The organism is Enterobacter sp. JUb54 (assembly GCF_014298075.1).
Classification (GTDB): Bacteria; Pseudomonadota; Gammaproteobacteria; order Enterobacterales; family Enterobacteriaceae; genus Klebsiella; species Klebsiella lignicola.
Genome location: NZ_CP060418.1, coordinates 4,225,277 through 4,243,330 on the forward strand (window position 1 = coordinate 4,225,277; position 18,054 = coordinate 4,243,330).

General features: G+C 55.5%; 16 protein-coding genes. 7 read left to right on the forward strand and 9 right to left on the reverse strand.

The features are described 5' to 3' along the window. Positions 1-103 precede the first annotated feature (103 nt). The 3 genes from xylH to xylF all read right to left on the reverse strand — a co-directional run bounded on the left by xylH (position 104) and on the right by xylF (position 3,860). A complete protein-coding gene (xylH, locus tag HF679_RS19475; RefSeq protein ID WP_123757162.1) occupies positions 104-1,285 on the reverse strand; it encodes a xylose ABC transporter permease XylH in 1,182 nt (393 codons plus the stop codon). Then, positions 1,263-2,804 (reverse strand): xylose ABC transporter ATP-binding protein, encoded by a 1,542-nt coding sequence (locus HF679_RS19480; RefSeq protein ID WP_154144315.1) that lies wholly within the window; start codon positions 2,802-2,804, stop codon positions 1,263-1,265. The genes xylH and HF679_RS19480 overlap by 23 nt, the downstream gene beginning before the upstream one ends. A 63-nt stretch (positions 2,805-2,867) precedes the next feature. After that, positions 2,868-3,860, reverse strand: a complete 993-nt coding sequence (xylF, locus tag HF679_RS19485; RefSeq protein WP_222618211.1) for a D-xylose ABC transporter substrate-binding protein — start codon at positions 3,858-3,860, stop codon at positions 2,868-2,870. Positions 3,861-4,235: 375 nt separating this feature from the next. On the opposite strand from xylF, the gene xylA reads away from it, so the two are divergent. Then, positions 4,236-5,558: a xylose isomerase gene (xylA, locus tag HF679_RS19490; protein WP_123757165.1), complete on the forward strand. Its 1,323-nt coding sequence runs from the start codon at positions 4,236-4,238 to the stop codon at positions 5,556-5,558. A gap of 233 nt (positions 5,559-5,791) precedes the next feature. Next, positions 5,792-7,249 (forward strand): xylulokinase, encoded by a 1,458-nt coding sequence (gene xylB / locus HF679_RS19495; RefSeq protein ID WP_187042311.1) that lies wholly within the window; start codon positions 5,792-5,794, stop codon positions 7,247-7,249. A 10-nt stretch (positions 7,250-7,259) separates the two neighbouring features. Here the strand turns inward: xylB and HF679_RS19500 are convergent, their stop codons facing one another. Next, positions 7,260-8,255, reverse strand: coding sequence for an acyltransferase (locus HF679_RS19500; protein ID WP_123757167.1), 996 nt, complete (start codon positions 8,253-8,255; stop codon positions 7,260-7,262). 179 nt (positions 8,256-8,434) lie between these two features. Here HF679_RS19500 and HF679_RS19505 point away from each other — a divergent pair, with 179 nt between their 5' ends. The 3 genes from HF679_RS19505 (at position 8,435) to glyS (ending at position 11,868) form a co-directional block, all read left to right on the forward strand. Further along, positions 8,435-8,740: a YsaB family lipoprotein gene (locus HF679_RS19505; RefSeq protein ID WP_123757382.1), complete on the forward strand. Its 306-nt coding sequence runs from the start codon at positions 8,435-8,437 to the stop codon at positions 8,738-8,740. A gap of 137 nt (positions 8,741-8,877) precedes the next feature. Continuing rightward, positions 8,878-9,789: a glycine--tRNA ligase subunit alpha gene (glyQ, locus tag HF679_RS19510; protein WP_004126458.1), complete on the forward strand. Its 912-nt coding sequence runs from the start codon at positions 8,878-8,880 to the stop codon at positions 9,787-9,789. Between the two features lie 9 nt (positions 9,790-9,798). After that, the gene (gene glyS, locus HF679_RS19515) at positions 9,799-11,868 is read left to right on the forward strand and encodes a glycine--tRNA ligase subunit beta (RefSeq protein WP_187042312.1); all 2,070 of its coding nucleotides are present in this window, start codon (positions 9,799-9,801) and stop codon (positions 11,866-11,868) included. Between the two features lie 98 nt (positions 11,869-11,966). Here the strand turns inward: glyS and HF679_RS19520 are convergent, their stop codons facing one another. Together HF679_RS19520 and HF679_RS19525 are read right to left on the reverse strand one after the other, a co-directional pair. Further along, positions 11,967-12,155 (reverse strand): hypothetical protein, encoded by a 189-nt coding sequence (locus HF679_RS19520; RefSeq protein WP_123757169.1) that lies wholly within the window; start codon positions 12,153-12,155, stop codon positions 11,967-11,969. Positions 12,156-12,233: 78 nt separating this feature from the next. Beyond that, a complete protein-coding gene (locus tag HF679_RS19525; RefSeq protein ID WP_123757170.1) occupies positions 12,234-12,443 on the reverse strand; it encodes a YdgH/BhsA/McbA-like domain containing protein in 210 nt (69 codons plus the stop codon). Between the two features lie 378 nt (positions 12,444-12,821). On the opposite strand from HF679_RS19525, the gene HF679_RS19530 reads away from it, so the two are divergent. Then, the gene (locus HF679_RS19530; RefSeq protein WP_187042313.1) at positions 12,822-14,441 is read left to right on the forward strand and encodes an ABC-F family ATP-binding cassette domain-containing protein; all 1,620 of its coding nucleotides are present in this window, start codon (positions 12,822-12,824) and stop codon (positions 14,439-14,441) included. A gap of 102 nt (positions 14,442-14,543) precedes the next feature. Here HF679_RS19530 and cspA read toward each other — a convergent pair whose 3' ends face one another. From cspA to HF679_RS19545, 3 genes are all read right to left on the reverse strand, one after another. Continuing rightward, positions 14,544-14,756 carry an RNA chaperone/antiterminator CspA gene (gene cspA / locus HF679_RS19535; RefSeq protein ID WP_004868803.1) on the reverse strand — a complete coding sequence of 71 codons (213 nt, stop codon included), beginning with the start codon at positions 14,754-14,756 and terminating at the stop codon, positions 14,544-14,546. A gap of 261 nt (positions 14,757-15,017) precedes the next feature. Further along, positions 15,018-15,308 carry an HTH-type transcriptional regulator gene (locus tag HF679_RS19540; RefSeq protein ID WP_123757172.1) on the reverse strand — a complete coding sequence of 97 codons (291 nt, stop codon included), beginning with the start codon at positions 15,306-15,308 and terminating at the stop codon, positions 15,018-15,020. Positions 15,309-15,550: 242 nt separating this feature from the next. Then, the gene (locus tag HF679_RS19545; protein ID WP_123757173.1) at positions 15,551-16,909 is read right to left on the reverse strand and encodes an MFS transporter; all 1,359 of its coding nucleotides are present in this window, start codon (positions 16,907-16,909) and stop codon (positions 15,551-15,553) included. A 432-nt stretch (positions 16,910-17,341) separates the two neighbouring features. Here HF679_RS19545 and HF679_RS19550 point away from each other — a divergent pair, with 432 nt between their 5' ends. Further along, positions 17,342-18,052: a DUF3053 domain-containing protein gene (locus tag HF679_RS19550; RefSeq protein WP_123757174.1), complete on the forward strand. Its 711-nt coding sequence runs from the start codon at positions 17,342-17,344 to the stop codon at positions 18,050-18,052. The last annotated feature ends 2 nt before the right edge of the window (positions 18,053-18,054 follow it).

An 18,054-nucleotide genomic window follows, 5' to 3' on the forward strand; every position in this document is an offset into this window, starting at 1 on the left:
TGACTGGCCATACAATACCGGCCAATGCCCGAATCATGACAAGCGTCTTATGCGCAAATCTGGCGGTAGCGCAAATAATTCGGGCATTATTTTCTTAACGGACCTACCCGCGACGTTTGGTGGCTGAATCCATCCATACCGCCAGCAGCAAAATGGCGCCTTTGACGATGTACTGCCAGAAGGTCGCGACGTCCATCATGCTCATGCCGTTATCCAGCGCCGACATAATAAAGGCCCCCATGACCGCTCCTGCGACGCTCCCCACGCCGCCGGCCAGGCTGGTACCGCCGATAACGCAGGCGGCGATGGCATCCAGCTCGGCAATGTTCCCGGCGGAAGGCGAACCGGCCCCCAGACGCGAGCTCAGAATCAGGCCGGCGATCGCCACCATCAGGCCATTGATAGCAAAGACCGCCAGTTTGGTGCGCTCGACGCTGATGCCGGACAGACGCGCGGCTTCCAGATTACCGCCAATGGCGTAGATCCGGCGGCCAAACGCGGTGCGGGTCGCCATAAACATGCCTGCCAGCAGCAGAGCCGCCAGAATCAGCACCGGCGTCGGCACGCCGCGATAATCGTTTAATAACCAGATGGCGCCTAACACGATAACTGCGGTAATGCTCTGACGCGCCACCGTAGAGGTGGGAGCCGGCGTGGTTAATCCCAACGACTGGCGACGCAGGCGACCGCGCCACTGCCAGACGATAAAGGCCGCCATGCCCATCACCCCGATGCCGAAGCCCAGGCCATCGGGCAGATAGCTTTGGCCAATTTGCGACATCGCCGGGCTGGTGGGGGAGACGGTGGTGCCGTTGGTAATGCCGATGAGAATACCGCGGAACGCCAGCATCCCGGCGAGGGTCACGATAAACGACGGGACTTTGCGATAGGCAACCCACCAACCGTTCCAGGCACCAAGCAGCAGCCCCATGACCAGTGTGACCACGATGGTCAGCGGCAGTGGCCAGCCAAGCCAGACGTCAAAAATCGCCGCCGCACCGCCGAGCAAGCCCATCATCGAACCAACGGAGAGGTCGATCTCTGCGGAAATAATCACGAAGACCATGCCGACCGCCAGAATCCCGGTGATCGCCGTCTGTCGCAGCAGGTTGGAAATATTACGCGCGCTTAAATAGGCCCCCTCGGTGGCCCAGGTGAAGAACAGCATAATCACCACGATCGCGGCGAGCATGACGAAAACCTGCAGGTTCAGCCCCTTGAATCCAGGCAGGCCAGCAGGGGCGGGCGGGATAACTTTAATCTCAGACGACGTGTTTTTCGACATGGGGTTCGCTCCTCAGCGCGGCTTCCATCACCTGTTCCTGGGTCAGATCGTGGTTGACTAAATTGGCTTTCAGCTTGCCTTCATGCATCACCAGCACCCGATCGCTTAACCCCAGCACCTCGGGGAGTTCGGAAGAGATGACGATGACGGCGATACCCTGCTGCACCAGTTGATTAATCAGTTTGTAGATTTCGTATTTCGCGCCGATATCGATGCCGCGGGTTGGCTCATCGAGGATCAGAATGCGGGGATTCAGCAGCAGGCAACGGGCCAGAATCGCTTTCTGCTGATTGCCGCCGCTCAGACGACCGATGGCCAGCTCCGACGAGGAGGTTTTGATTTTCAGCCGCTGAATGGATTGCTGAATGCAGTGCTGCTCGGCGGCATCATCCAGGCTGCTCAGCGGGCCGGTAAACTGGTCCAGCGCCGCCAGGGTGATGTTCTTTCCGACCGCCATCACCGGGACGATGCCATCTTTTTTGCGATCCTCCGGCACCATGGCGATACCGTGGGCGATAGCCTGCTGGCAGTGATGAATAGCAACCGGTTGTCCGTCGATGAAAATGTCCCCCTGCCAGCGCCCCGGCCAGACGCCAAACAGGCATTGCACGGCCTCGGTGCGCCCGGCACCGACCAGCCCGGCAATGCCGAGGATCTCGCCTTTATGCAGCGAGAAGGAGACATCGTTGACCCGCTTAATATGGCGATTCACCGGGTGCCATGCGGTTAAATGCTCGACGCGTAGAATTTCATCGCCGCGTTCGTGCGGTTCGTTGGGGTAGAGGGCGGTGAGTTCGCGGCCTACCATCATGGTGATCACGTCATCTTCATTCATGCCGCTGGCGTCGCGGGTGCCGATATGCTGACCGTCGCGAATGACGCAGATGGTGTCGGAGATGGCCTTCACCTCATTCAGCTTGTGGGAGATGTAAATACAGGCGATCCCGTGATGCTGGAGATCGCGAATAATATTCAGCAGAATCGCCGTTTCCTGCTCGGTTAATGACGCTGTAGGCTCATCGAGAATTAATAAACGGACCTGCTTATTGAGCGCTTTAGCAATTTCAACCAACTGCTGCTGACCGAGGCCTAAATCGCCGACGCGGGTGTCGGGTGAAATGGCTAAATTAACCTGGGTCAGCAATTTCTGACAGCGCAGGGTCATGGTTTCATAATCGAGCAGGCCATGGCGGGATATTTCCGCACCAAGAAAAATATTCTCCAGCACGCTCAGGTGTTTTACCAGCGCGAGCTCCTGATGAATAATGGCAATGCCTTTGCGTTCGGTGTCACGAATATGATGGGGCGTGATGGTTTCACCGGCAAAAACGATCTCCCCTTGATAGCTGCCGTGAGGATAAATGCCGCACAAGACTTTCATCAGGGTGGATTTTCCCGAGCCATTTTCACCACATAATGAGACAATTTCCCCGGCATTGAGCCGCAGGCTGATATTATCCAGCGCTTTGACGGTGCCGAAGGATTTGGTGATGTTTTTCATTTCGAGTAACCAGGTCATAGATGCTCCGCATAAGCGATATCCGGCTGGACAGAAATAGCGCCCCGGCAGGGGCGCCAAAAATTATAATTCGCTCTTTTTGTGGAACCCGTCTTTGATCACCGTTTGTTCGATATTGTCTTTATTCACTTCAACCGGGGTTAACAGCCGGGCCGGGACATCTTTCAGCCCATTGTTCAGCGTGGTATCGGCCTTCGGTTGCTTATCGTTGCCTAACTCGACGGCGATCTCCGCCGCGGTGGTGGCCAGGGTGGTGATCGGTTTGTAGACGGTCATGGTCTGGGTTCCGGCAATAATACGTTTCACGCCGGCAAGGTCGGCATCCTGACCGGATATCGCCACTTTACCTGCCAGGCCCTGGGCGCTTAATGCCTGAATGGCGCCGCCGGCGGTAGCGTCATTAGACGCGACAACCGCATCGATTTTGTTATTGTTGGCGGTGAGCGCATTTTCCATAATTTTCAGCGCATTTTCCGGCAGCCAGCCGTCGACCCACTGGTCGCCGACAATTTTAATCTTGCCTTCATCAATATACGGCTTGAGGACTTTCATCTGCCCGGCTCGGAACAGCTTGGCGTTGTTATCGACCGGAGAGCCGCCCATCAGGAAATAATTCCCCTGCGGGGTTTTATCAACCAGACTCTGGGCCTGCATTTCGCCAACTTTTTCGTTATCAAATGAAATATAGAAATCGATATCGGCGTTGTTGATCAGGCGGTCATAGGCCAGGACTTTAATCCCTTCCTGTTTCGCTTCTTTAATGACATTACTTAATACCTGACCGTTGTAGGGAATAATAACCAGAACATCGACGCCGCGATTTATCATATTTTCGATTTGCGACATTTGTGTTTCTTCATTACCATTGGCGGACTGCACAAATACTTTCGCACCTAATGATTCGGCTTTGTTGACAAAAATATCACGATCTTTCTGCCAGCGTTCAAGACGGAGATCGTCAATGGCCATACCAATCTTAACTTCTTTAGCCATACCCACCATGCTGGTGAGCAGGAGTGAAGCACAGAGCGTGAGGCAAAGGTTCTTTATCTTCATAATAATAACGCCTTTTTTGTAGGGTGCAGGATAAGACGAACGGGGTAAAGAAACGGCCTGGTACTTAGTAGATTCTTAACAGCCAAAGGACCGCTGGCAATTATCTGTGCTTATTTTGCGGTTACGAAATTTCGTTTGTTTGCTGATTTATGACCACGATCTTATTTTTAAAAATGATGGTTTGCGCTATATCATTGATATGTCTCTGAAGGGAAAGTGGCGGTGTGGTTATTAATATCGCGTTATGGGATCTGGCGCACGTTTGTGGATTCTCTCAATGGTGGTGTGAAATAACGTAATTGAGGAAAGTAAAACAGCGATTCTATATTGAGGTCAGAGATATTACCCGCCGCATCCCTGAATATGGAGTTCATTATGCAGACCTATTTCGATCAACTCGATCGCGTTCGTTATGAAGGCCCGAAAACCACTAACCCGCTGGCATTCCGTCACTACAACCCGGACGAGCTGGTGTTGGGCAAACGTATGGAAGAGCATCTGCGGTTTGCCGCCTGCTACTGGCATACGTTCTGCTGGAACGGGGCCGATATGTTTGGCGTGGGCTCTTTTAACCGTCCGTGGCAGCAGCCGGGCGATGCGCTGGAAATGGCCAAACGTAAAGCCGATGTCGCCTTTGAGTTTTTCCACAAGCTGAACGTCCCCTATTACTGCTTCCACGATGTGGACGTCTCTCCGGAAGGCGCCTCGCTGAAAGAGTACCTGGAGAATTTCTCCCGGATGGTGGATGTGCTGGCGGCGAAGCAGGAACAAAGCGGCGTGAAGCTGCTGTGGGGCACAGCAAACTGCTTCACCAACCCGCGCTACGGTGCCGGGGCTGCGACTAATCCGGATCCGGAAGTCTTTAGCTGGGCGGCGACTCAGGTCGTGACCGCCATGGATGCGACCCACAAACTGGGCGGGGAAAACTATGTCCTGTGGGGCGGTCGTGAAGGTTACGAAACCCTGCTGAATACCGACCTGCGCCAGGAACGTGAGCAAATTGGCCGTTTCATGCAGCTGGTGGTTGAACACAAACATAAAATCGGTTTCCAGGGCACGCTGCTGATTGAACCTAAACCGCAGGAGCCAACCAAGCATCAGTACGATTACGATGCCTCTACCGTCTACGGCTTCCTCAAGCAGTTCGGCCTCGAAAAAGAGATCAAACTGAACATTGAAGCCAACCACGCGACCCTGGCCGGCCACTCGTTCCACCACGAAATTGCCACCGCCATTGCGCTGGGGCTGTTTGGGTCCGTCGATGCCAACCGCGGCGACCCGCAGCTGGGTTGGGACACCGACCAGTTCCCGAACAGCGTGGAAGAGAATGCGCTGGTGATGTATGAAATCCTCAAAGCGGGCGGTTTTACCACCGGCGGGCTGAACTTTGATGCCAAAGTGCGTCGCCAGAGCACCGACAAATACGATCTGTTCTATGGTCATATTGGGGCGATGGATACCATGGCACTGTCGCTGAAAGTGGCGGCGCGCATGATTGAAGAGGGAGAGCTGGATAAGCGCGTCGCGAAGCGCTACGCCGGCTGGAACGGCGATCTGGGCCAGCAAATCCTGTCCGGGAAAATGACCCTGACGGAGATCGCCCAGTACGCGGCGCAGCATAATCTGGCGCCGCAGCACCAGAGCGGCCATCAGGAGCAACTGGAGAATCTGGTTAACTATTATCTCTTTGATAAGTAATGATGACGCCCGGCACTGCCGGGCGTTGCAATAGCATGCATTCTCGCGCCACGCTTAGAGCCGATCCCATTAGGCTATTTTATTTGCCATTTTGGCCCTGGGCAGTGCTCACCATCCTCACGTACTGCGTGTACGCTCCGGTGGTTCCGCGCTGTCCGTGCCCAAACTGGCTGCAACATCTACGCCTACTGGGATAGGCTCTTAGCCGTGGCGCGCGATTAAGGAGAGTCCGTATGTACATCGGGATTGATTTAGGCACTTCGGGCGTGAAGGCCATTCTGCTCAATGAGCAGGGTGAGCTTCTGGCGTCGCACACCGCGCCCCTCAACGTATCGCGCCCACACCCGCTGTGGTCTGAACAAGACCCCGAGCAATGGTGGCAGGCGACAGACCACGCCATGCAGGCGTTGGGCGCACAGCACGCGCTGCGCGACGTCAAAGCCATCGGTATTGCCGGGCAGATGCACGGCGCCACGTTGCTGGATAAACAACAGCGGGTTCTGCGTCCGGCGATTTTGTGGAATGACGGGCGTAGCGGAGACGAGTGTGCCGAGCTGGAACAGGCCGTGGGGCGCTCGCGGCAGATTACCGGCAACCTGATGATGCCGGGTTTCACCGCGCCGAAATTACTCTGGGTTCAGCACCATGAGCCTGAGATCTTCCGTCAGGTCGATAAAGTCCTGCTGCCGAAAGATTATCTCCGTCTGCGGATGACCGGTGATTATGCCAGCGATATGTCAGATGCCGCCGGCACCCTGTGGATGGATGTCGAAAAACGCGACTGGAGCGATGAGATGCTCGCCGCCTGCGGCCTGAGCCGCGATAACATGCCCGCGCTGTTTGAGGGCTGTGAGGTGACGGGGACGCTGCGTGCCGAGGTCGCTCAGGCCTGGAATATGCCGCAGGCGCTGGTGGTGGCTGGCGGCGGCGATAACGCTGCCGGCGCGGTCGGCGTGGGGATGGCGGACGCGGGCCAGGCCATGCTCTCTTTGGGAACCTCCGGGGTCTATTTCGCGGTCAGCAACGGCTTTCTTAGCAAACCTGAAAGCGCGGTACACAGTTTTTGCCACGCCCTGCCGGGTCGCTGGCATTTGATGTCGGTGATGCTGAGCGCTGCTTCCTGCCTGGATTGGGCTGCAAAACTGACCGGCCTTGGCACCGTGCCTGCGCTGATCGCCGCGGCGGAATCGGCGAATGAGCATAGCGATGCGGTCTGGTTTTTACCCTATCTCTCCGGCGAGCGTACCCCGCACAACAACCCGCACGCCAAAGGCGTATTTTTCGGCCTGACTCATCAGCATGGCCCGGCGGAGCTGGCGCGCGCGGTGCTGGAAGGCGTGGGTTATGCGCTGGCGGACGGCATGGACGTGGTGCATGCCTGCGGCGTGAAACCGGAAAGTATCACCCTGATTGGCGGCGGGGCGCGCAGTCCCTGGTGGCGGCAGATGCTGGCGGATATCAGCGGTCAGCAGCTTGATTTCCGCACCGGCGGTGACGTCGGGCCAGCCCTTGGGGCCGCTCGTCTGGCGCAGCTGGCGCTGCATAAAGGCGTGGCGTTCTCAGACCTGCTGCCGCAATTGCCGCTGGAACAGGCGCACCGACCCGACGCCGAACGTTTTGCCCGTTATGCGCCGCGCCGGGAAACCTTCCGGCAGATTTATCAGCAGCTGTTGCCGCTGATGTCGTCATAAATCCGGGGGATTAGCTGACCAGACGTCGGGTATCCAGGCGCTGTAGCAGTATCGACAGCAGCAGGCTGCCCGACAACGCCGCACCAAACACCCACAAAATATCCAGCAGCGGCCAGCGGGTCAGCACCAGGCCGCTGGCCCGCAGCGCATGAATGAGCAGGGCATGAAAGCCGTAGATCCCCAGCGAATGACGGGCAATCAGCGTCAGGAAAGGGATCTGGCACTGGTTCAGCGTGTTTTTCACCAGCGTGAACAGGGCTATCGCGCAGATAAACACCGCCGGTCCACAGTATAAATACCAGGTATCGCCGAAGTCGCCCCGCCACGCCAGCTCGTGCAGAGTCCCGCGTGAAATCCCCCAGACAGCCGTGGCAACAAGCCCGGCGCACAGCAGCGTGAGCCATTTTTTCTCCGTCTCCATCATGCCTATTGCCCGGCCCAGCACGCCATACAGGACGTAGTAAAACGTATCGCCGTTGATGTAGAGGTTGAGCGGCAGCCATTCGATGCCGCCGGCTTTAACCGACACCATGTTGGGGTTCGCCAGCAGGCCGATGACCAGCATCAGGACCAGCAGCATTTTGGGCGCCACCTGTTTCACCTGCAGCAGCGGAGAGAGCAGGTAAATGACGATGATGGCGAAGAAAAACCACAGGTGATAGAACACCGGTTTTTGCAGCAGATTCTTCAGCGACAGCAGCACGTTGATGTGGGTGAACAAGGTGATGTAGAGCAGCGACAGCGCGCTATAGAACAGTACACACAGGACGATACGCAGGAAATGCCGCGGCTGGGCGCTGCGTTCACCGAAAAACAGATAACCTGACATCATGAAAAACAGCGGGACGCTGGCCCGGGACGCGGAGTTAAGCAGGTTGGCAATATCCCAGTCCAGCAGGTTAATCGTATGGGGATGGGTGATGTACCACGTGGTGCTGTGAATCATCACCACCATCAGGCATGCGATACCGCGCAAATGTGTAATCCAGCGTATTTTTTCCTGCATCAGTGCCTCAGTTGCTCCTGCTTAAAGAGAGTCTGACTTCCCTTATCGGAGGGTGTCGCAATGGAATATTCCGAGTTTCCCGCAATACTCTTGTCGGGATGTGGAGAGATTCGCACAATGGTCCGGTGATTTCACGTAGCCTGCAAGATAACAATTTGCTAACAAAACGGTTGGAAAAAATGGTGATGAAATATTTATTTTCTGGTCTGTTAGTGCTCCTGCTTGCGGGCTGCAGCCAGTCGCCAGCTCAGCCGGTGCAAAAAGCGCAGCGTGCGCGTATTACGCCGCAAATTACCCTTAATATGGAGCAACTGTGCAAGGATCAGGCGGCGAAACGCTATAGTACCGGAACCCGAATGGTGGACGTCAGCCGTTTCGAGCAGTTCCAGGGGAGCTACGAGCTCTCTGGCCTGACCTCGAAGAATGAGCACTTTATCTGTTCTTTTGACCCAGACGGGCAGTTTTTACATCTTTCTATGCGGTAAATCGGGCTCTGATGCCCCATGATGGCGCTAATTTCCGCAATTTTGTTTAAACAACACCGTTTCGTACTGTATATCTCGCATCCAGCGGGTATACTGATCCCTTCCTTTAAATCCACACGTATCCAGCACGAAATAATATGCAAAAGTTTGATACCAGGACCTTCCAGGGCCTGATCCTGACCTTACAGGATTACTGGGCTCGTCAGGGCTGCACCATTGTTCAACCACTGGACATGGAAGTCGGCGCCGGCACCTCTCACCCGATGACCTGCCTGCGTGCGCTGGGGCCAGAGCCGATGGCGACCGCCTATGTGCAGCCTTCCCGCCGTCCGACCGACGGTCGCTATGGCGAAAACCCGAACCGCTTACAGCACTATTACCAGTTCCAGGTGGTCATTAAGCCATCGCCGGACAACATTCAGGAGCTGTACCTTGGGTCTCTGAAAGAGCTGGGTATGGATCCGACCATTCACGATATTCGCTTCGTGGAAGACAACTGGGAAAACCCGACGCTGGGTGCCTGGGGTCTGGGTTGGGAAGTGTGGCTGAACGGCATGGAAGTGACGCAGTTCACTTACTTCCAACAGGTGGGTGGCCTGGAATGCAAACCGGTTACCGGTGAGATCACCTACGGTCTGGAACGTCTGGCAATGTACATTCAGGGCGTAGACAGCGTTTACGACCTGGTCTGGAGCGACGGCCCGCTGGGTAAAACCACCTACGGCGACGTGTTCCATCAGAACGAAGTCGAGCAATCGACCTACAACTTTGAATACGCGGATGTCGACTTCCTGTTCTCCTGCTTCGAGCAGTATGAGAAAGAAGCACAGCAGCTGCTGGCGCTGGAAAACCCGCTGCCGCTGCCTGCCTACGAGCGTATTCTGAAGGCCGCCCATAGCTTCAACCTGCTGGATGCACGTAAAGCCATTTCCGTCACCGAGCGTCAGCGCTATATCCTGCGCATTCGCACCCTGACCAAAGCAGTGGCGGAAGCTTACTACGCTTCCCGTGAAGCCCTCGGCTTCCCGATGTGCAACAAAAACAAATAAGAGGCGGCCATGTCTGATAAAACTTTCCTGGTGGAAATCGGCACCGAAGAGCTGCCACCAAAAGCCCTGCGCAGCCTGGCTGAATCCTTTGCTGCGAATGTTACCGCGGAACTGGATGCTGCTGGCCTCGCCCACGGCGCCGTTGAATGGTTTGCTGCACCGCGTCGTCTGGCGCTGAAAGTCGCTAACCTGGCGGCATCTCAGCCGGATCGCGAAGTCGAAAAACGCGGCCCGGCAGTCTCTGCGGCGTTTGATGCAGAAGGCAAACCGAGCAAAGCGGCCGAAGGCTGGGCGCGTGGCTGCGGGATCACCGTCGACCAGGCCGAGCGTCTGGCTACCGATAAAGGTGAATGGCTGCTGTATCGTGCGCATGTGACGGGCGAAAGCGCCGAAGCGCTGCTGCCAAACATGGTAGCAACCTCACTCGCGAAACTGCCGATCCCGAAACTGATGCGTTGGGGCGACTCTGACGTCCACTTCGTCCGTCCGGTCCACACCGTGACGCTGCTGCTGGGTGATAAAGTGATCCCGGCAACGATTCTGGGTATCGCTTCCGACCGCGTGATTCGTGGTCACCACTTTATGGGCGAGCCGGAGTTCACCATCGACAATGCCGATCAGTATCCGCAGATTCTGCTGGAGCGCGGCAAAGTGGTGGCGGATTACGCAACGCGTAAAGCGATGATTAAAGCCGACGCAGAAGCTGCGGCGCAGAAGATTGGTGGTAAAGCCGATCTCAGCGAAAGCCTGCTGGAAGAGGTCACCTCGCTGGTCGAGTGGCCGGTAGTCCTGACAGCGAAATTCGAAGAAAAATTCCTCGCGGTACCGTCTGAAGCGCTGGTTTACACCATGAAAGGTGACCAGAAGTACTTCCCGGTGTATGCCGAGGACGGCAAACTGCTGCCGAACTTTATCTTCGTGGCTAACATCGAATCTAAAGACCCGCAGCAGATCATCTCCGGTAACGAGAAGGTGGTTCGTCCGCGCCTGGCGGATGCGGAGTTCTTCTTCAATACCGACCGTAAAAAGCGTCTGGAAGATCATCTGCCGCGTCTGCAGACCGTGCTGTTCCAGCAGCAGCTGGGCACGCTGCGCGACAAAACCGACCGTATTCAGGCCCTGGCGGGCTGGATTGCCGGTCAGATCGGCGCCGACGTTAACCACGCGACCCGTGCAGGCCTGCTGTCGAAGTGCGACCTGATGACCAATATGGTCTTCGAGTTCACCGATACTCAGGGCGTCATGGGGATGCACTACGCGCGCCATGATGGCGAAGCCGAAGACGTTGCCGTCGCGCTGAACGAGCAGTATCAGCCGCGCTTTGCCGGTGATGACCTGCCGTCCAACCCGGTAGCCTGTGCCGTGGCGATTGCCGACAAGATGGACACCCTGGCGGGTATCTTTGGCATCGGCCAGCATCCTAAAGGTGATAAAGACCCGTTTGCGCTGCGTCGTGCCGCGCTGGGCGTGCTGCGCATCATCGTCGAGAAGAACCTGAATCTGGATCTGCAGACGCTGACTGAAGAAGCGGTGCGTCTGTACGGCGACAAGCTGACCAACGCGAAGGTTGTCGATGATGTTATCGACTTCATGCTCGGTCGTTTCCGCGCCTGGTATCAGGATGAAGGCTACACCGTTGACACCATTCAGGCGGTACTGGCGCGTCGTCCGACCCGTCCGGCAGATTTCGATGCCCGCATGAAGGCGGTATCGCACTTCCGTACTCTGGAAGCGTCGTCTGCACTGGCCGCGGCCAACAAGCGTGTTTCCAACATCCTGGCGAAGTCCGACGAAGTTCTGAACGACATCGTTCACGCCTCGGTGCTGAAGGAAGATGCTGAGATGAACCTCGCCAGAAACCTGGTCGTACTGCGCGATAAGCTGCAGCCGTACTTTGCCGAAGGTCGTTATCAGGAAGCGCTGATCGAGCTGGCCGCCCTGCGTGAGCCGGTGGATGAGTTCTTTGAGAACGTGATGGTGAATGCCGAAGATAAAGACGTGCGTATCAACCGTCTGACGCTGCTGTCGAAGCTTCGCGAGCTGTTCCTGCAGGTTGCGGATATCTCTCTGCTGCAGTAACGGTTGCGTCTGCAAAACAAAAAACCTGCCCGATGGCAGGTTTTTTTATGCGCTAAGCGATGGATTAGCTCATCTACGGGCCGTTCGGCCCTTCTGATTTATTGCAGAGTCCCTGCAGTCAGGTTCTCTTTATCAAACGCGTGGCTGACGTTGATGCGATTCTGATGCACTGAGGTATCAATGTTCGAACCGGCTTCCGGCTGTGCAGGCTGACGCTCTGCGGCCATCACGCCAGAGGAGAGTGAAGCAGCCAGCAACAGGGCGGTGATCACGCTGATATTTTTCATTCTGTATTCCTTCTTCATCGTGTTGTCGTTGTCGCCTGTCTGGTTCACGTCCGGCGGCCCGGCAAAAACGGGGACGACTTATTTGGTCAGTTCGGCAGTCATATGCACGCGGTTGTTAAACTGGGCGCTGGTGATTTTGTATGACGCACCCTGTTCGGCTGCCTGAGCGGCAATTTTCGCTTCTGCGCGGTCCAGCGTGGAGGCGGTGGTGCTGATACTCTGGGCAAACGCACCGAAAGACATCAGGGAGAGAGCGGAAACTACAGCTAAAGTTTTGATAGATTTCATGGTCATATTCCTTAAGTGGTTTTGTGTGTTAGAGCGCGTTGTTGCTCTGATGTGATAAATAATAGGACTATTGACGACTGATTAAAATCAGAACAATTTGCTCATCTCTGTCAAAAAATTAGAATGAAAATTGAGCGATAAAAATTAAGCGATATCGACAGTGTTTTGCATCTGCTAGCGGGGAGAGTTGATTAGCCTGATCACGGTTGTTGGAAAATTAACCTTGTCATAAGGGCGGGGGTATGGCTATTCTATGCCCCGACGAATCCCTCGTCTCACTGAGAGCACACTGAAATGGACAAACACGCCTGCTGAATTCGGATCCTTGCTAGCGCACTGCGTCAGCAGGGGATGTATTGATTTCATTCAGGAGTGCTTATGGCCCATTGTGCCCAATCCCCCTCTTTTATTTTGCATCAGGTCACCTGTCAGTTTGCGACGGGAGAAATGCTTTTTGGTCCGCTGAATATCGCGCTGGAGAGTTCACTCTGCGGTCTGGTCGGGCGAAATGGCGTCGGGAAAACCCGGCTGCTGCGCCTGCTGGCGGGCATAGATTCTCCCTCTGGTGGACATATCGAACGCGGTACCTCACTGGCCTATGTTGCCCAACAGCCGGCTATCACCTCCAGCACATCGCTGGCTGCCCTGTTGGGCTATGAGTCCATATTTTCTGCTTTGCGGCGGCTTGAGTGCGGTGAAGGGCTGCCTGATGACGTCGATAGCCTGGAAGGTTTCTGGGATCTACGCGATCGCCTGAGTACGGCGTTTGAAGCTGCTGATCTGCCAGCGTTTTCCCCCGATCGACTCGCATCTTCACTGAGCGGCGGGGAGCGGGTGAAAGCGTTGCTGTGCGGGGCCTTTCTGTCAGGCGCGGACTATTTATTGCTGGACGAGCCAACTAACCATCTGGACAGACAAGGACGCGATTGGTTGTATCAACAGCTTGAACGCTGGCCCGGAGGGGCGCTGATAGCGAGTCACGATCGTGCGCTGTTGGCTAACATGCCGCGCATACTTGAACACACGCCCGGCGCGCTGCGCAGCTACGGAGGCAACTACGCCGATTATCAGCAGCAGCGTGATGTGGAGCAGCAGGCGGCACGTTCGGCATTGGAACATGCTGCAACCGAGCGCCGTCGTACGCGTATACGGATGCAAAAGGAACATGACGCCAGCCAGCGACGCTCTGCTCAGACACTGCGAGTGGTTGATACGCTGAATATCGCCTCCTTTGAGCGGGTGAAATACAAAGGGGCGGCGAAGGAGCGTCCGGGTACAGTGCATCGCCAGCACCGGGAACAAAATAGCGCACTAAACGCTGCGGTTGCTCAGGCGCGTGAGCGGGTTGAAGAAGAGGCGGCGGTGATGTTTACCTTGCCGGGGAGTCAGATTTCCGCCGGCAAACAGGTATTAGTCCTCGACGCTTTACAGCTGGCATTTTCTGACACTCTGCCGCTTGACTGGCGGCTTGACGGACCGCTGCGCGTGGCGTTGCGTGGCCCTAACGGTTGCGGGAAAACCACGCTTCTGAAAACGCTGATGGGTCTGGTGGCACCTTTATCCGGCGAGTGTCGGGTATCGGTGCATGCGGCCTGGCTGGATCAGAACTTGTCGCAGCTGGATTTGTCGCTGTCGGTCATGGCGCACCTTAATCTTGATGATACGCCGCTGGAGGCGGGCGCATTACGCAGCCGTCTTGCCCAACTGCAACTGGGGGCGGATAAAATTAATCTGCCGTTGTCGGCATTGAGCGGCGGCGAGCGATTAAAAGCCGCGCTGGCCTGTGTGCTGTGGCGGCGTGAAGCGGCGCAGCTTCTGTTGTTAGATGAGCCAACTAACCATCTTGATTTAGTGTCCACCCGGGCTATTGAGTCGGCATTAGCGGCGTTTCCTGGGGCGATGATTGTCGTGTCGCATGACGATGATTTTCTCCAGGGATTGCGGCTGACCCACTCGCTGGAGTGGCGCATGGAAGGCTGGCATTTTTCAGCGCTGTGAAGACAAAAAAACCGCCCTCTGTGAAGACGGCGGTTGTTGATCTACAGATAAAAAAATCCCCGCCGTGAGGCAGGGATCTTGAATTCTGAGCTTAATTTAAGCTTACAGGCTGGTTACGTTACCAGCTGCCGGGCCTTTAGCGCCGCTTTCGATGGTGAAGGAAACTTTCTGACCTTCATCCAGAGATTTGTAGCCATCGTTCATGATAGCGGAGAAGTGTACGAACACGTCTTTAGAACCGTCATCAGGAGTGATGAAGCCGAAGCCTTTGTCAGCGTTGAACCATTTTACGATACCAGTCATTTTACCGGACATAGCGAAATACCTTTAAATAATAAATGAACCTTTCGGCGATAAGGTCTGGACTACAGATTTGAAGCTATAAAGGGAAAGTTCACTACCGGGGTATCTATGATAACCGCTCAAGGACTACTCTATACCAATGCTCTGTGGTCTGTACATCAAACCTGCGAGCATTAACTCATTTTTGCGTAGCGATAGCAAACCTTTTTTTCACACAAATAAAAACGGTCCCGTATCAGGACCGTAGTCAGACCCTCACTTCATTATAGAACTTTAGTCGAGAAGTTGCCTTGAAAGCTGAGGGTTTGCCTGAATCAGGCGCATTAATTTGAGCTCGGTGGAAGAGGGTTTCACCCGTCTTGATTCCCACTCCTGTACCATCGCCACGCTGACGCCCATGGCATTGGCAAAATCATCAATTTGCAGGCCGCTGCCTTGACGAAGCCGCTCAAACTCGCTGAATGCGGTCTGCTTCCTGGGCTGGGCGTTAGTCGGCGAAATATCTTTAAAAACAATTTGTTCCAGGCTGCTAAGCAGTTCAAACACGGGATCTTTATATTCCATTGAGAACTCCTTTTATCACACAGCAAAAGGGTAGATTTATTTAGCCTATTAAGAATAGTCAGAAAAAAGGCAAATAATGATCACGTGGGTGATTATGTGCATGCAGGCTATCGTTTGAGCGGCGATACGCAGAGGAAAACGGCAGGTAAGGTGATGATTAATCATCAGTCGATCGGCTATGGAAAATTTTTGTAAACGCTGATGAAAACGGTCAGGCCAGCGGCTTCCCGCTGGCCTGAGGATCAGGCTTTTTGCATGCTTTTTGCCTGGGTCTGAGGCGATGCCTGTTGCTGCTTGCTCATCTTATATTTCACCAGCAGCGCACCGGCAGATAAGAACGCCGGAATCGACAGCAGGGTGAAAATGGTCTCGAAGGAGAGCTGAGCCTGCATCAGGAACGCACCGCTGAAGGCACCAAGGATGCCGCCAAATCGGCCGATACCCAGCATCCATGCCACGCCGGTCGCCCGACCTTGGGTCGGATAAAATCCGGCGGCCAGGGCGGGCATTGAGGATTGCGCGCCGTTCATGATGCTGCCGGCAATAAACACCATCACCCCCATCAAGACCAGGCTGCTGGTAGAGAAGCCCACGAGGCAGACGAAAATACCGGTCAACAGCCAGCCCACAGCCACCACTTTATTGGGGTTTATCTTGTCCATCAGCGCGCCGAGGATCAGTACCCCGATACCGCCGCCCAGCGGGAACAACGCGGTGATGATTGATGCCTGGCTCATCGATGCGCCGGTTTCGCGAATCAGCAGCGGCAGCCAGCTGGTCAGTAAATAGAAGATGAGCAGCCCCATAAAGTAGGTCATGCACAGCATCACGGTCCCGACGATGTAGCGCGGCGAGAAAATCACCGCCAGCGCCGATTTCTCTTTCACCTGGTCGGCTTCATGCAGCGTAAAGTCAACCTGCTCCGGCAGCGGCGCGATACGCCGGAGAATCGCCGCAATACGTGGCGCTGGCTGGCGTTTGACGACCATATAGCGCGCCGACTCCGGCAATAAGAACACCAGCGCCACCGCCAGCAGCAGCGGCATGACGCCGCCGAGGATCAACACGCTTTGCCAGCCGTAATGGGGGATCATCCAGGCCGAGAGAAAGCCGCCCAGCGATGAACCCATCGGGAAGCCGACGAACATCAGGTTCACTAGCAACGCGCGACGGCGTTCAGGGGCATATTCGCTCAACAGCGTGGCCGCGTTAGGCATCGCGGCGCCAAGTCCCAGGCCGGTCAAAAAGCGCAGCAGCGCCAGCTGGTTGAGGCTGGTGGCGAAGGCGGTCAACAGACTAAAGCTGCCGAAAACCACAATCGACATGAGCAGGACTTTCTTGCGACCAATGCGGTCAGCCAGCGGGCCGGCGGTCAGCGCACCAACCGCCAGACCGACCAGCGCGGCGCTCATCACCGGGCCTAAGGCGGATTTCTCCACGCCCCATTCCTGCACCAGGTCAGAGGCAATAAAACCGATAATGGCGGTATCGAACCCGTCCAGCGCGACGGTGATAAAGCATAAGGCCAGAATCATCCACTGATATCTGGTAAACGGATGTTCATTAATAAAAGCCTGAATATCGATGGTTGTCTTATTCATACGGCATTCCTGGCAGCCAGAGCGGGGCAGGGTGATGACTCACTCCCTCGCTGTCGTTGAGATAATTTGTGCGATAATCGAACGAGTTGCCGTTAATCGCTCGTTTATCAAATCACCGAACGCCTACCCAGGCAACGCAGGCACGCCAGGAAGCGTGCGATTATCGTTCGCTTTCGCCGTCGGGCAGAAAGTGTGTTTTTTAAATATTAGTTAAATCATGAAGTTGTTGTTTTTTAGCGACCGATGAATGATGGCGGTAATTGTGATGGGCTTAACATACGCCAGCCTCTGGCGATAAAACGCCGGGAACCGTGCTTTTCCTGCGGAGATTGTCAGGAAAGAGTATCCTGCCGGGCCGACCTGGACTATCCTTGTCAGCGTCTGGCACGTGTGTGTCTGTGTGCGCTTTTTTTGGCTGAAAGGAGTAAAAAAATGGCGACAGGAAAGTCCTGCTCTCGCTGGTTTGCGGCTATTGCGGCCTTATTGATGGTGGTTAGCCTGAGTGGGTGTTTTGATAAAGAAGGCGATCAGCGCAAAGCGTTTATCGATTTCCTGCAAAATACGGCAATGCGTAGCGGCGAACGTCTGCCGACGCTGACTGCCGATCAGAAAAAACAGTTCGGTCCTTTTGTCTCCGATTACGCGGTGATTTACGGCTATTCACAGCAGGTAAGTCAGGCGATGGATGCAGGTCTGCGTCCGGTCGTAGATAGCGTGGGCGCGATTCGCGTTCCCCAGGATTATGTGACTCAGCGTGAACCGCTGCGCCAGGCAAACGGTGCGCTGGGCGTGCTGAGCCAGCAGCTGGAAAATGCAAAAATGCAGGCCGATGGCGCACATAGCGCGCTGAAGCAGGGTGACGATCTGAAGCCGGTCTTTGACCAGGTTTACAATAAAGTCGTGACCACTCCGGCCAATGCATTGCAGCCGCTGATCCCTGCCGCGCAGGTCTTCACGCAGCAGCTGGTACAGGTGGGTGATTTCATCGCTCAGCAAAATACTCAGGTGAGCTTCGTGGCGAACGGGATCCAGTTCCCGACGTCGCAGCAGGCCAGCCAGTACAACACCCTGATTGGCCCGCTGGCTGCCCAGCATCAGGCTTTCAACCAGGCGTGGACGGCGGCAGTTAACGCAACGCGTTAATC

What these genes read in the sequence shown, in the direction of transcription:
- xylH (WP_123757162.1), bottom strand. Translation starts at nt 1,285, where the DNA reads ATGTCGAAAAACACGTCGTCTGAGATTAAAGTTATCCCGCCCGCCCCT.
- HF679_RS19480 (WP_154144315.1), bottom strand. Translation starts at nt 2,804, where the DNA reads ATGACCTGGTTACTCGAAATGAAAAACATCACCAAATCCTTCGGCACC.
- xylF (WP_222618211.1), bottom strand. Translation starts at nt 3,860, where the DNA reads ATGAAGATAAAGAACCTTTGCCTCACGCTCTGTGCTTCACTCCTGCTC.
- xylA (WP_123757165.1), top strand. Translation starts at nt 4,236, where the DNA reads ATGCAGACCTATTTCGATCAACTCGATCGCGTTCGTTATGAAGGCCCG.
- xylB (WP_187042311.1), top strand. Translation starts at nt 5,792, where the DNA reads ATGTACATCGGGATTGATTTAGGCACTTCGGGCGTGAAGGCCATTCTG.
- HF679_RS19500 (WP_123757167.1), bottom strand. Translation starts at nt 8,255, where the DNA reads ATGCAGGAAAAAATACGCTGGATTACACATTTGCGCGGTATCGCATGC.
- HF679_RS19505 (WP_123757382.1), top strand. Translation starts at nt 8,435, where the DNA reads ATGGTGATGAAATATTTATTTTCTGGTCTGTTAGTGCTCCTGCTTGCG.
- glyQ (WP_004126458.1), top strand. Translation starts at nt 8,878, where the DNA reads ATGCAAAAGTTTGATACCAGGACCTTCCAGGGCCTGATCCTGACCTTA.
- glyS (WP_187042312.1), top strand. Translation starts at nt 9,799, where the DNA reads ATGTCTGATAAAACTTTCCTGGTGGAAATCGGCACCGAAGAGCTGCCA.
- HF679_RS19520 (WP_123757169.1), bottom strand. Translation starts at nt 12,155, where the DNA reads ATGAAAAATATCAGCGTGATCACCGCCCTGTTGCTGGCTGCTTCACTC.
- HF679_RS19525 (WP_123757170.1), bottom strand. Translation starts at nt 12,443, where the DNA reads ATGAAATCTATCAAAACTTTAGCTGTAGTTTCCGCTCTCTCCCTGATG.
- HF679_RS19530 (WP_187042313.1), top strand. Translation starts at nt 12,822, where the DNA reads ATGGCCCATTGTGCCCAATCCCCCTCTTTTATTTTGCATCAGGTCACC.
- cspA (WP_004868803.1), bottom strand. Translation starts at nt 14,756, where the DNA reads ATGTCCGGTAAAATGACTGGTATCGTAAAATGGTTCAACGCTGACAAA.
- HF679_RS19540 (WP_123757172.1), bottom strand. Translation starts at nt 15,308, where the DNA reads ATGGAATATAAAGATCCCGTGTTTGAACTGCTTAGCAGCCTGGAACAA.
- HF679_RS19545 (WP_123757173.1), bottom strand. Translation starts at nt 16,909, where the DNA reads ATGAATAAGACAACCATCGATATTCAGGCTTTTATTAATGAACATCCG.
- HF679_RS19550 (WP_123757174.1), top strand. Translation starts at nt 17,342, where the DNA reads ATGGCGACAGGAAAGTCCTGCTCTCGCTGGTTTGCGGCTATTGCGGCC.